The sequence below is a fragment of the Hydrogenophaga sp. genome (genome assembly GCF_051858985.1).
Classification (GTDB): domain Bacteria; phylum Pseudomonadota; class Gammaproteobacteria; order Burkholderiales; family Burkholderiaceae_C; genus Hydrogenophaga.
This window is the reverse complement of sequence record NZ_JBHYGM010000001.1, coordinates 239,482-251,444: the sequence shown is the minus strand read 5'-3', so window position 1 is coordinate 251,444 and position 11,963 is coordinate 239,482. Positions and strand designations below refer to the sequence as shown.

At 67.4% G+C, this 11,963-nt stretch carries 11 protein-coding genes; 6 read left to right on the top strand and 5 right to left on the bottom strand.

From position 1 onward, the window contains the following. Positions 1 to 16 precede the first annotated feature (16 nt). Positions 17 to 1,399, top strand: coding sequence for a phosphomannomutase/phosphoglucomutase (locus ACTIEY_RS01185; RefSeq protein WP_439517316.1), 1,383 nt, complete (start codon positions 17 to 19; stop codon positions 1,397 to 1,399). A 27-nt stretch (positions 1,400 to 1,426) separates the two neighbouring features. On the opposite strand, the gene ACTIEY_RS01180 is transcribed toward ACTIEY_RS01185, so the two are convergent. Both ACTIEY_RS01180 and ACTIEY_RS01175 read right to left on the bottom strand, forming a co-directional pair. Further along, positions 1,427 to 2,683, bottom strand: coding sequence for a 3-deoxy-D-manno-octulosonic acid transferase (locus ACTIEY_RS01180; RefSeq protein ID WP_439517315.1), 1,257 nt, complete (start codon positions 2,681 to 2,683; stop codon positions 1,427 to 1,429). Continuing rightward, a complete protein-coding gene (locus ACTIEY_RS01175) occupies positions 2,680 to 4,080 on the bottom strand; it encodes a 3-deoxy-D-manno-octulosonic acid transferase (RefSeq protein WP_439517314.1) in 1,401 nt (466 codons plus the stop codon). The genes ACTIEY_RS01180 and ACTIEY_RS01175 overlap by 4 nt, the downstream gene beginning before the upstream one ends. Positions 4,081 to 4,194: 114 nt before the next feature. Here ACTIEY_RS01175 and ACTIEY_RS01170 point away from each other — a divergent pair, with 114 nt between their 5' ends. From ACTIEY_RS01170 to ACTIEY_RS01150, 5 genes are read left to right on the top strand one after another with little or no spacing between them, the layout of a single operon-like run. Then, positions 4,195 to 4,881, top strand: coding sequence for an acylneuraminate cytidylyltransferase family protein (locus tag ACTIEY_RS01170; RefSeq protein ID WP_439517313.1), 687 nt, complete (start codon positions 4,195 to 4,197; stop codon positions 4,879 to 4,881). A gap of 11 nt (positions 4,882 to 4,892) precedes the next feature. After that, on the top strand, positions 4,893 to 5,945 hold the full coding sequence (locus ACTIEY_RS01165) for an N-acetylneuraminate synthase family protein (protein ID WP_439517312.1): 1,053 nt from the start codon (positions 4,893 to 4,895) through the stop codon (positions 5,943 to 5,945). Beyond that, positions 5,945 to 7,063: a UDP-N-acetylglucosamine 2-epimerase gene (gene neuC / locus ACTIEY_RS01160; RefSeq protein WP_439517311.1), complete on the top strand. Its 1,119-nt coding sequence runs from the start codon at positions 5,945 to 5,947 to the stop codon at positions 7,061 to 7,063. Before ACTIEY_RS01165 ends, neuC begins: the two co-directional genes overlap by 1 nt. A 2-nt stretch (positions 7,064 to 7,065) precedes the next feature. Next, positions 7,066 to 8,313: an O-antigen ligase family protein gene (locus ACTIEY_RS01155; RefSeq protein WP_439517310.1), complete on the top strand. Its 1,248-nt coding sequence runs from the start codon at positions 7,066 to 7,068 to the stop codon at positions 8,311 to 8,313. A 5-nt stretch (positions 8,314 to 8,318) separates the two neighbouring features. Next, positions 8,319 to 9,413, top strand: a complete 1,095-nt coding sequence (locus ACTIEY_RS01150) for a rhamnan synthesis F family protein (RefSeq protein WP_439517309.1) — start codon at positions 8,319 to 8,321, stop codon at positions 9,411 to 9,413. Between the two features lie 3 nt (positions 9,414 to 9,416). Here ACTIEY_RS01150 and ACTIEY_RS01145 read toward each other — a convergent pair whose 3' ends face one another. Genes ACTIEY_RS01145 through ACTIEY_RS01135 form a run of 3 tightly spaced genes read right to left on the bottom strand, consistent with a single transcriptional unit; the run spans position 9,417 to position 11,904 of the window. Next, positions 9,417 to 10,781 carry a TolC family outer membrane protein gene (locus tag ACTIEY_RS01145; protein ID WP_439517308.1) on the bottom strand — a complete coding sequence of 455 codons (1,365 nt, stop codon included), beginning with the start codon at positions 10,779 to 10,781 and terminating at the stop codon, positions 9,417 to 9,419. Positions 10,782 to 10,826: 45 nt separating this feature from the next. After that, entirely contained in the window at positions 10,827 to 11,177 is a 351-nt protein-coding gene (locus tag ACTIEY_RS01140) for a rhodanese-like domain-containing protein (RefSeq protein WP_439517307.1), read from the bottom strand. Between the two features lie 25 nt (positions 11,178 to 11,202). After that, complete coding sequence (locus tag ACTIEY_RS01135; RefSeq protein ID WP_439517306.1) at positions 11,203 to 11,904, bottom strand: protein-L-isoaspartate O-methyltransferase family protein; 702 nt, start codon at positions 11,902 to 11,904, stop codon at positions 11,203 to 11,205. Positions 11,905 to 11,963 lie beyond the last annotated feature (59 nt).

The window sequence follows — 11,963 nt, the reverse complement described above, 5'->3', positions numbered from 1 at the left end:
TCAACAGGGATCCCCCATGCAAGTTGCTGCGTCCATCTTCAAGGCCTACGACATCCGTGGCGTCACGCCGACCGACCTGAACGAAGGCGTGGCCGGAGCCCTGGGCCTGGCCTTTGGCACGCAGGCGATGGCGCTGGGCGAGCGCACTGTGGCCGTGGGGCGGGATGGCCGACTCAGCGGTCCTGCGCTTTCGGTGGCTTTGATCCGTGGCCTGGTGGCCGCGGGCGTCGACGTGATCGACATCGGCATGGCGACCACGCCGCAGTTGTACTTTGCGGCCAGCACGCTGTGCACCAGCGGCATCCAGATCACGGGCAGCCACAACCCGCGCGACTACAACGGCTTCAAGATGGTGCTGGGTGGACGCGCTATCTATGGCGAAGACATCCAGGGCCTGCGCCGCACGATGGAGGGCGAGACCCACCAGCGCCAGGACGGCGGACGCGTGCGGCTGATCAATGTATCGGCCGCCTACCAGGCGCGCATCGTGGGCGATGTGAAGCTGGCCAGGCCCATGAAGCTGGTGGTGGACTGCGGCAACGGCGTGGCCGGTGCCTCCGCCCCGGCGATCTTCCGCGCGCTGGGCTGCGAGGTGATCGAGCTGTTCAGCGAAGTCGACGGCAACTTTCCCAACCACCACCCGGACCCGAGCAAGCCCGAGAACCTGCAGGACGTGATCCGCACCCTGCGCGAGACGGATGCCGAACTCGGCCTGGCCTTTGACGGCGATGGCGATCGCCTGGGCATCGTCACCAAGGACGGCGCCACCATCTATCCCGACCGCCAGATGATCCTGTTTTCGCAGGACGTGCTCTCCCGCGTGCCGGGCGGCGACATCGTGTTCGACGTGAAATGCTCGCAGCGCCTGGCGCCCGCCATTGAAGCCGCGGGTGGCGTGGCCCACATCTACAAGACGGGCCACTCGCTGATCAAGGCGCGCATGAAGGAGCTGAACAGCCCTCTGGGCGGCGAGATGAGTGGCCACATCTTCTTCAAGGAGCGCTGGTACGGCTTCGACGACGGCACCTACGCCGGCGCACGCCTGCTGGAAATCCTGAGCCGCAGCCCCGACGCCAGCGCCGTGCTCAACGCGCTGCCCACCAGCTTCAGCACGCCCGAACTCAACGTGCCCTGCGCCGAAGGCGAGCCGCACGCGGTGGTGGAGAAGCTTGTGGCGCTGGCGAAATTCGATGCGCCCGCCAAGGTCTCCACCATCGACGGGGTGCGGGTCGACTGGCCCGATGGCTTCGGGCTGGTGCGCGCGTCCAACACCACGCCGGTGCTGGTGCTGCGTTTCGAAGGGCACACGCCAGAGGCCTTGCACCGCATCGAGGCGGCCATGCTGACCCTGTTGCGCCTCGGAAAGCCCGATGCGGTGGTGGGCGCGAGCGCGCACTGAGTTCCGTGCTCGCCCCCAGGCGATCTGTCAGCCCGGCAGGTGGTGAAGCACGCGGGTGATCACCGCCTCGGCCTGCGGATCCACCAGCGCCATGGCTTCGGAGTCGCGTGGCGCCGCCCAGGCCGCCGTGACGCTGCGCACCAGTTCGTCAACGTCTTGAACCAGTCCGCTCTGGCCCAGGCTGTCGAGCCGCTCGTAGCTCTCTGAAAAATTCCACACGTTGGGTCCGTGCAGCACCGCGCAGCCCAGCGCCAGCGGCTCGTGGGGGTTGTGGCCACCGACGGGAGCGAACGAGCCACCCACGAGCGCGATCGGTGCCAGGCGATACCACAGGCCCATTTCGCCGATGCTGTCGGCCACATACACCGGTGCGGCGGTGGGCAGCTGCGCGCCCGCACTGCGCAGCGGCGCATCACCGGCCAGCGCCGCCACCTCGGCGCCGCGCGCGGGCGCACGCGGCGCGATCAGCAGCAAGGCCTGGGGTTGATCTTCGCGCAGGCGCGCATGGGCTTGCAGCGCCATCGTCTCTTCGCCAGGATGGCTCGACGCCAGCAGCCACACCCTTCTCGTGCCCAGCGCTTCACGCCAGGCCGCCAGTTCGTCCACATCGCAGCCCAGCGCCGGCACCAGCGACTTGATCGTGCCGCTCACCGTGATGCGATCGCGCGGCGCGCCCAGGCTCACGAGCGCTTCAACCGTGGCATCGTTCTGGGCGAACAGATCGCGAAAGCCGGGCAGCAGGGCCTGGTAGAGCCAGCGACCCCAACGGCGCCTGGCCAGCGACTCGGGCGATAGCCGGGCATTGACCAGCAGCCGCGGCACGCCGCGCGCATCGGTCCCGGCGATCAGCGCGGGCCACAGGTCCATCTCGCACCACAGCGCCAGCGAGGGGCGCCAGTGGTCCAGGAAACGGGACACGGCCTCGGGGGTGTCCACCGGTGCGAACTGGTGCTGGCAGCGAGGTGGCAGGCCGGTGCGCTTGAGCGCGTCGCCCGAGGTGCGCGCGGTGGTGGTGATGAGGAAACTGCAGTCGGGGCGCAGCGGCGCCAGCCGCGCGAACAGGCCAGCCAGCGCCATCGCCTCGCCCACCCCCACCGCATGGCCCCACACCACCGTGCCTTCGGGCCGGTCCGCATACTCACTGCCCAGCTTCTGTCGCACGCTGCGCGGCGTTTCCTTGCCGCGCTTCAGGCGCCGTTCCAGCCCTCGTCGCCACACTGGCGCGAGCGTGCGCGTCAGGCTCAGGTAGGCCCGCAGCGCCCATGGCTGGCGCGGTGCATTCATCCACGCCCCTCCAGCCAGGGCACGAGGGTGGCCATGTGTTTCCGGGTGGCGCCACCATGCTCGGCGTAGAAGGCCTCTGCCCCCGCGATGGCCGCCGCGTAGTCCGACGGCGAGGTGAGCAGCTTCACCAGCGCATCGGCCAGGCCCGCAATCGTCATGTGCTGCTGCAACACCCCGGCGGCCAGTGCTTCCACCCCCGGGTACTCGATGCCCCAGATGCTGTGGCCCACCATCACCGGTTTTTTCAATGCGAGCGGTTCGATGACGTTGTGCGCGCCCAGCGGGACAAAGGACGCCCCCACCACCACCACCTGGGAGAGCGCGAGGTAGAAGTACATCTCGCCCAGCGAGTCGCCCAGCAAAACGTCCACCTGCGCCATGTCGGGTGCGTCGGGTGTGGGTGCCAGCGCAGCGTCCAGCATGCGGCCGCGGCGCGCCACCTTCAAGCCCGCGCCTTCCAGCAGCGCGGCCACGGCGTCGAAACGCTGCGGGCTGCGCGGTACGTACACCACCAGCGGGCGCGGCAGGCCGGCCTGTGCCAGGCCCGCCTGCACACGCGCGATGGCGTCGATGAACTGTTCATCTTCGCCCACGATGGCGCTGGCGAAGCAAAACACCGGCCGCTCGCCTGCCCCACCGGTGGCCAGGTTCCACGGAGCCAGCAAGACCTGGGCTGCGGCCAGCTGCGCGGGCGAGACCGGAAGGTCGAAGCGCGTTTCACCCGCGATCACCACACGCTCGCAGCCCACGTCGCGAAAGCGCTGCGCGTGTGTTTCCGATTTGCACAGCACCAGTTCATACGCCTGGAAGATCCCGGCGCGAAAACCGCCCCACCGACGATCGCGCTCGATGCTCTTTTTCGGGTACTGCGCGTTGGCGATGCACAGGGGCACGCGCTGGCGGCGAGTGCTGGCCAGCAGCACCGGCCAGGTGTCGATCTCGGTCATCATGGCCGCGCGCGGCTGCACGCGGCGGATGAACCGTCGCACCACCCAGCCCAGTTCCAGTGGCACAAAAGCCACTTGCGCACGCCCCTCGGCGATGGCTTCCTTGAACAAGGCGAGGGCAGCGGTGCGGCCGGCGGGCGTGAGCGTGGTCACGAGCACCGGGTAGCCGGCCGCGAGCAGGGCACGCACCAGCGGCGCGGCGCCGCGGATTTCGCCCATGGAAGCCGAATGAACCCACAACGGGTTGCGCAAGGCGGTGGACACGCCCCCAAAACGCTCGCCCCAGTGCTGTCGGTACAGCGGCTCTCGCCTGCCCCGTTGCCAGAGAAACAGCAGGAAGAACGGCAGCAGCAAATGCCACAGCAGTTCGTACACAGCGATCATGGCCGACAGGCGCCAGCCGGGCGGGAACGGGCGTGACGATGGGCGGGTGGAAGGGGGCTGGGCCATCGGTGGTTGCGGGGTGCGCTGGCCGGGAGCCCGGCGAAAGGCTTTCAGTATAGTTACGCACCTGCACCCGCCATCCCGCCGTGCGGGCGCACCCCGCACCACAGGAAATCCACCATGTCCCTTCCATCTCCGGCCTGGACCGCGGTCATCCCGCTGCGCGCCGGATCCAGGGGCCTTCCGTCCAAGAACATCCGCCCGCTGGCGGGCAAGCCGCTGTACCGCCATGCGCTTGACCAGGCGCTGGCCGCCGGCGCATCGCGCGTGGTGATCACCACCGACATGCCCGACGTGCTGTGGGCCGAACTGCCCACGCAGGTGGCGCTGGTGGAGCGCCCCGCCGAGCTGGCGGGCGACAACGTCCCCATGGCGCCGGTGTTGCTACACGCCCTGGAAACTGCGGACGTGCACGGTGCGGTGGTGCTGCTGCAGGCCACCTCGCCGCTGCGCCGCCCGAGCGACATCGAAGAAGCGCTGCGCGTCTTCGCCGGAGGCTATTTCGAGCTCGTGATGTCGGTCACCGAGGCCGACCGGGGCGTCCTCAAGTGGGGCACACTGCGGGGCAACCGGTTTCAGCCCCTGTCCGATCCTGCGCACTGCTTCGCCAACCGCCAGAGCCTGCCGGCGGTGGTGCGACCCAACGGCGCCATCTATGTGCTCGACGCCGACTGGTTCGTGGGCCGCGGCAGCTTCGTCTCCGAACGCATCGGGGTGCTGCCCATGCCGGCCGAACGCAGCCTGGACATCGATTCGCTGGAAGACTTCGAGCGCTGCGAGGCGCTCCTGAAACAGACCCGTTCCTGAAGGACACCACCATGAAGATCGCGCATCGGGAGATCTCCAGCGCCCACCCACCCCTCGTGGTGGCCGAGATCGGCATCAACCACGGCGGCAGCCTCGATGTGGCCAAGGGCATGGTGCTGGCCGCGCACCGCGCAGGCTGCGAGATGGTCAAGCACCAGACGCATTTCGTGGACGACGAGATGACCGACGAAGCCAAGGCCATCTTCCCGCCGAACGCCGACAAATCCATCTGGGACGTGATGGCCGAATGTGCGCTGTCCAAAGACGACGAGATTGCGCTCAAGGCCTATGCCGAGTCGCTCGGCATGATCTACATTTCCACGCCGTTCTCGCGCGCGGCGGCCGATTTCCTCAACGACATCGGCATCGCGGCCTTCAAGATCGGTTCGGGCGAGTGCAACCATGTGCCACTGATCCGGCACATCGCCAGCTTCGGCAAGCCCATCATCATGAGCACCGGCATGCAGACCATCGAAGGCATGCGCCCGTCGGTCAGGGCACTCGACGACGCTGGCGTTGAATACGCGCTGCTGGAGTGCACCAACCTCTACCCGTCGCCACCCGAGATCGTGAGCCTGCAGGGCATCACCGAACTGCGCAACGCCTTTCCGCGCGCCGTTATCGGCTTCTCCGACCACAGCATCGGGCCGGAGATGGCGATCTCGGCGGTGGCGCTCGGCGCGTGCATTCTGGAGCGTCATTTCACCGACACGCGCTACCGCAAGGGTCCTGACATTTCCTGTTCCATGGACCCGGCCGAGCTGAAGTTCCTGATCGACCGCTCGCGTGAGATCCACACCGCGCTGCACAACCCCAAGGTGCGCACCGCACCCGAGGAAGACGTGTACCGCTTCGCGCGCGGTTCCATGGTGGCCGACCGCGACCTCGCCGCCGGCCATGTCATCACCCCGGCGGACATCTGGGCGCGGCGTCCCGGCTCGGGCGAGATCTCGGTGCAGCACTTCGACCGGCTCGTCGGCGCACGGCTCACGCGCGCGGTGAAGCGCAACCAGCAACTGCTGTGGAGCGACCTCGACGGCATCCAGCCGCTGGCGAACAGCTGATGGGCCAGAAGCTGCTTTTCGTCACCGGCACGCGCGCCGATTTCGGCAAGCTCGAGCCGCTGGCACTGGCTGCGCAGCGGGCCGGCTTCGGCATCAGTTTCTTCATCACCGGTATGCACATGATGCGGCGCTATGGCGAAACCAGGCTGGAGGTGAAGCGGTTTCCCGATGCCGAGTTCTTCGAGTTCGTCAACCAGCGCGAAGGCGACGCGCAGGACTTCATCCTCTCCAAGACCATCCTCGGTTTCTCCGACTTCGTGCATGAGCATCGGCCCGACCTCGTGGTCATCCATGGCGACCGGGTCGAGGCGCTGGCCGCCTCCATCGTCTGTGCCATGAAGTACATCCCTTCTGCGCACATCGAAGGCGGCGAGGTGTCCGGGACCATCGACGAGAGCATCCGGCACTGCAACACCAAGCTGTGCTCCCAGCATTTCGTGAGCTCGGAAGAAGCCCGCCAGCGCGTGCTGGCGCTGGGTGAGCCGGCCGATCGCGTGCACAACATCGGTTCCCCCGAACTCGACACGCACGCCCTCCCATCGGGCGTCACGTTGGCGCAGGTGAAGGAGCGCTACGCCATTGCATTCGACGACTACGGCATTGCGATCTTCCATCCCGTCACTTCCGAGGCCGACACCATCGGCGCACAGGCAGCGGCACTGTTCGCTCGGCTCGAAGCGAGTGGGCGGAACTTCGTCGTGATCTCGCCCAACAACGACCCCGGCACCGAAGACATCTTCGCCGTGCTCGACCGCCTGCCGCCTGCGCGGTTCCGGCAGATCCCGTCGATGCGCTTTGCCTACTTCTCTGAGCTCATGCGCCATGCCTCGGCGATGGTGGGCAACAGCAGCGCCGGCGTGCGCGAAGCGCCGTTTCTGGGTGTGCCGAGCCTGGATGTGGGGACGCGCCAGAACAAGCGCGCCAGCGGACCGTCGATCACCGCGTGCGCCGCGGAGGACTCTGCCACCATCGACCGGTTCCTGAAGGAGACCTGGGGCCAGCGGTTGCCGGCCGACACCACGTTCGGCACCGGCCACGCGGCTGAGGGATTCGTGGAGGTGCTGCGGCGCCCTGCGTTCTGGCTGCAGCCGCTGCAGAAGGCTTTCTCCAGCGATTGATCTTGGACAACGCACGCGCCCCGACGGTCCTGGACCGTTTCCAGTCCTCGATGGATGTGACCGCCCGGTGGGCCGCCGTGGCGTTGCTGTTGGGCGCTCCGACCTCCATCGCTCTGGTCAACATTGCGGTGCTGCTCATCCTGGTCTGCTGGCCGCTTTCCGGTCGCTACGCCGAGAAGTGGGCATTGATCCGCCGCCACCCCATCACGCTGCCCAGCCTGATGCTGTTCGCCCTGGTGCTGGTGGGCATCACCTACACCGATGCGCCGCGTTCCACCATCGGCAGCCACCTGTACGTCTACAGCAAGTTTCCGATGATGCTGATGCTGCTCACACTGCTGCACGAGCCGCGCTGGCAGAACCGTGCGCTCGTGGGTTTCGCCGTGGGTTCACTGATCACGCTGGTGTCGACCTACGCCAACATCTGGGTCCAGGTGCCCTGGTCGGACTCGCACCAGCGCGGCTTCGGCGTGAGCCACAACATCTTCAACGACTACATCGCACAGGGTCTGGCGATGTCGTTCTTCACCGCGCTGGCCGTGGTGTACGCCCTGGAGGCCAAGGGGCGCGGCGCACGGTTGGCTTGGACTGTGGTGACGGTGTTTGCCGTGTTCAGCATCACGCACCTGCTGCAGGGCCGCACCGGCCAGGTGGTGGTGCTGGCCATGTTCTGTGCGCTGGCGCTGGTGTCGGTGCCGGTGGTCTGGCGCTGGCGCTCGCTGGCGGTGGTGCTGGTGCTCATGGCGGTGCTTTTTGCGTCCTCGCCCCTGCTGCGGCAGCGCATCCTTTCCGCGGTGGCCGAGTTCAGCCAGTACGTCGACAGCGGCGTGGTGAGCACCTCCATCGGCGCACGGCTGGACATGTGGAAGAACGCGTCTGAGATGTTCGTGGCCAGCCCGATCTGGGGGCACGGCACGGGCGGCTACCGCGTGTATTCGCTCCAGTACTACAACGACGCCGGCCAGTGTGCGATTTCCTGCGTGCATCCGCACAACCAGTTCCTCTTCTTTGCCGCCGAGCACGGCGTGTTCGGTTTGCTGGCCTATGTGTGGCTGCTGCTGGCTGCGCTGGCTGCAGGCCTGTCGCTGCAGGGACGCTACCGCCTGCTGACCGTGGCGTTCATGGCCATTCTTCTGGTGGACAGCTTCATCAACGGGCCTTTCTGGGTGACGACCGAGCGTCACTTCTTTGCATCGATGATGCCCCTGCTGCTGGCCGGCTGGCGCATGCCTGTCGCGCAGACGAGGTAATGCGCATGGTTCCCCGCTGGAAGATCGCGCGTGAAATCGAGACCCTGCGTCAGCAGGCCCAGGCGCTGCCCGAGCGCCTGATCGGTGCGGCGCGCCAGCGCCGGCTCGATGCCCGATTTCCGTCGGACCACCGGTTGCTCAACGGTGCCGCGCCGCTCACGCCCAAGGTGGCGATCTTTCTGGTGTACCAGCCCAGGGGTATGGCCGCTTCGGTGCTTGCCACCTGCCGGCACCTGGCGCGGCGTGGCTACGCGGTGATGCTGGTCTCGAACGCTCCGGTGTCGGCGCAGGATCAGCGCACGCTGGGTTCGTGCGTGTGGCGTTTTGTGGAGCGCCCCAATTTTGGCTACGACTTCGGTGGCTACCGCGACGGGATCCGCCTGCTCTGGCACTGGTCCGTCGCACCGGAACATCTCGTCATCCTCAACGACAGCGTCTGGTTCCCACTGGATGATGCCGAAACCCTGCTGAGCACCATGGAGCGGTCGAATGCGGGCTTCATGGGGGCGCTGCGGCATGTGGATCAAGGGGAGCCCGAAGCCGAACATGCCGGCATCTTCCTGTCCTACTTTTTCCACATCAAGCGGTCGGTCTTGAGCTCGGCGGTGTTCCTCGATTACTGGAACCATTACGTTGCCACGAGCAACAAGTACCTCACCGTGCGGCGCGGCGAGCGCGGTTTTTCCCGCGCCCTGTTTGCTGCGGGGGTGCCCAGCGAGGGCGTCTACTCGCGCGACCGGTTGCTGCGTGTCATCGCCCAGCAACCGGTGGAGGCGATCGTCAAGACGCTGGAATACGGCGCCTACACCGATCCCCATCTGCAGCGCGAGCGCGACGAACTCATGGGCGCGGGTGCGCGCGACAGCGCATGGCGCGCGAGGGCCATGGCGCACATCGAAGCGGTCTCGGCCCGACGCAATTTCCACTCTTCGTTCTGTTACGCCACCATCGGGCTGATGGGCGTGCCGCTGCTCAAGAAGAACCGGGGAGAACTGCAGGTCCGCATGCGGCGCCAGTACGTGCGCGCGGTGGAGGCGGGGGATCTGCCGAGGCCCGACACCGCCACGTTCCAGGAAATCCTGGCCAGCGTCGCCGGCTGAGCCTCAGGGCGCCAGCAGCGAATTCACCGGCAGCAGGTCTTCCGGCACCAGCCTGCCGCTGGCCTGGCGCAGCCGCAGGCTGCCCAGCAGCACGTTGTAGCGCGCCTGCGCAAGATCGCGCTTGGTCTGGAACAGCTGGCTCTGCGCGTTGAGCACATCGATGTTGATGCGGACGCCGACCTGGTAGCCCAGGCGGTTGGCGTCCAGCGCGCTCTGGCTGGAAGCCTCCGCCGCTTCCAGGGCCTTGACCTGGCTCTGGCCCGATACCACGCCCAGGTAGGCGCTGCGGGTGTTCAGGTCCACGCCGCGGCGCGTGGCTTCCAGATCGGTGCGGGCCTTCTCTTCCAGCGACAACGTTTCCTTCACGCGGTTCTGGATCGAGAAGCCGGCGAACAGCGGCATGTTGAACTGCACGCCCACGCTGGCGTTGTTGGTGCGCACGTTGCCCGGTACGAAGGCCACGTTCGATGGCGCGCGTGCCACCTGGTACTGCGCCACCAGATCCACGGTGGGCTTGTGCCCGGCTTCCGCCTTGGCGGTTTCCAGCTTCGCAATCTCGAGCCCGCGCGTGGCCTGCAGGATGGCGGGATGGGTGTCGTCTGCCAGGTTCACCCAGGCCTGGGGGTCAGCCGGCAACAGTGGCGGCAGTTCAACCGGTGCGATCAGCGGCCGGGGTGTCACGCCCGGGCGCCCCACGAGCTGGTCCAGCGCGAGCTTCTTCACCCTGAGGTCGTTTTCCGCCGCGATCTCCAGCGCCAGCACCAGGTCGTACTGGGCCTGGGCCTCGCGCGAATCGGTCACCGTGGTGGTCCCCACCTCGAAGTTGCGCTTGGCCGCAGCGAGCTGTTCGGCCACGGCGGTCTTCTGCGCCTGGACGAAGGTCAGGGTGTCCTGCGCAGCGAGCACATCGAAGTAGGCCTGCGAAGTGCGCAGGATGAGGTCCTGCTCGGCCTGCACGAGTTGGGCCCGCGCGATGTCCGTGGACAGCTGGGCCTGCTCGTCGACCAGCTTGTTGACCGGGCGGTAGAGGGGCTGGCTGGCCGAAATGCCGGTGCTCTGGCTGTTGCTGGTGGCCTCCAGCGCATTGCTGCTGCTCTCGCGCCGTGCCCAGCTGGCGGCTGCCGCCAGGCCCACCTGGGGCAGCAGGCCGGCGCGCGCTTGTGCGGCGCGGAACAGGTCGGCGTCGTACTGCGAGCGGGCCGAGAGGTACGTCGCGTCGAAACCGCGTGCGGCGTCGAACAGCTCCACCAGACTCTGGGCCTGTGCCGTGGTGGCAGCACCCAGCGCCATCAACGCGGCCAGCGCCGTGCGGCTCAGGGCAGGCCAGCCGCGCCGTGCGGGGGAAGGGTGGGCGATGGGGGCGGTCATGACGTGTCCTTGTGAATCGGGCTGTTCGGTTCGGTGGGATGCGGTTCAGTACACGGGCACGCTGGGGTCGAGTTCCTGCGACCAGGCGTGGATGCCGCCGTGGATGTTGACCACGTCGGTGAAACCGTTCTGCAGCAGGAACTGCGTGACCTGCGCACTGCGGGCTCCGTGGTGGCAAAGGCATGCAATGGGACGCGCGCGATCAAGCTCCAGGTGGCGCTCGGGCACGCTGCGCATGGGCATGGCGATCAGCTCGAAACCTTCGGGCTTGACCGAGGCGGTCTGCAGTTCCCAGGGCTCACGCACGTCGAGCACCACGGGCAAGGTGTTCGCGGGCGCACTGGCCGCGGCCAGTTGAATCCAGTCCTGGAGCTGGGCGGGGTGGATGGCTTTCATGGGCGCGCGGTGGAGGGGTTGGACATCAGAAACGGAAGCCCGAAGGCTGGGGAAAGTTCCTCAGGCGCGGCGCGACCGTGTCCCACGGCTGGGCCGTCTGATAAGAGGCCTCGCCGGTGCGGGTGACGATGGTGGCGCGCATCATCGGCTCGAAACCCACAATGGCGGCCAGGCGACCGCCGGGTGCCAGCAACGACAGCAAGGCGGTGGGCACTTCGGCCACCGAGCCGCTGAGCACGATGGCGTCGAACGGCCCCTGGCTGGCGCAGGCGGCAAAGCCATTGGCAGCCGCGTCGGCCTCGCGCACATCCACGTTGTGGATGCCAGCGCTCTTGAGGTTCTGGCGCGCCATGCGGGCGAGTTCGGGGTTGATCTCCAGCGAGACCACGCTCTGGCCCAGGCTGCCCAGGAGCGCAGCCATGTAGCCGCTGCCGCTGCCCACTTCGAGCACCTTGTCGGTGGGCTTGAGCATGAGGTCCTGCAGCAGACGGGCCTCGACCCGGGGTGCGAGCATCGCTTCGCCTTCCACCGCAGGCTGGGTGAGGGGCAGCTCCAGATCCGCGAAGGCGAGCGCCTGGTGGGCGGCGGGGACGAAATCCTCGCGACGCACGCGGGCCAGCAGATCCAGCACCTGGGCGTCCAGCACCTCCCAGGGACGGATCTGTTGTTCGATCATGTTGAAGCGCGCCTGGCTCAGGCTCATGGTTTGGAGGGTGGAAGTGGTCATGGCATCGACTCGGTTGAAGCGGTGAAGGGCGAATGGACGGGCGACGGGAGGTGCGGATC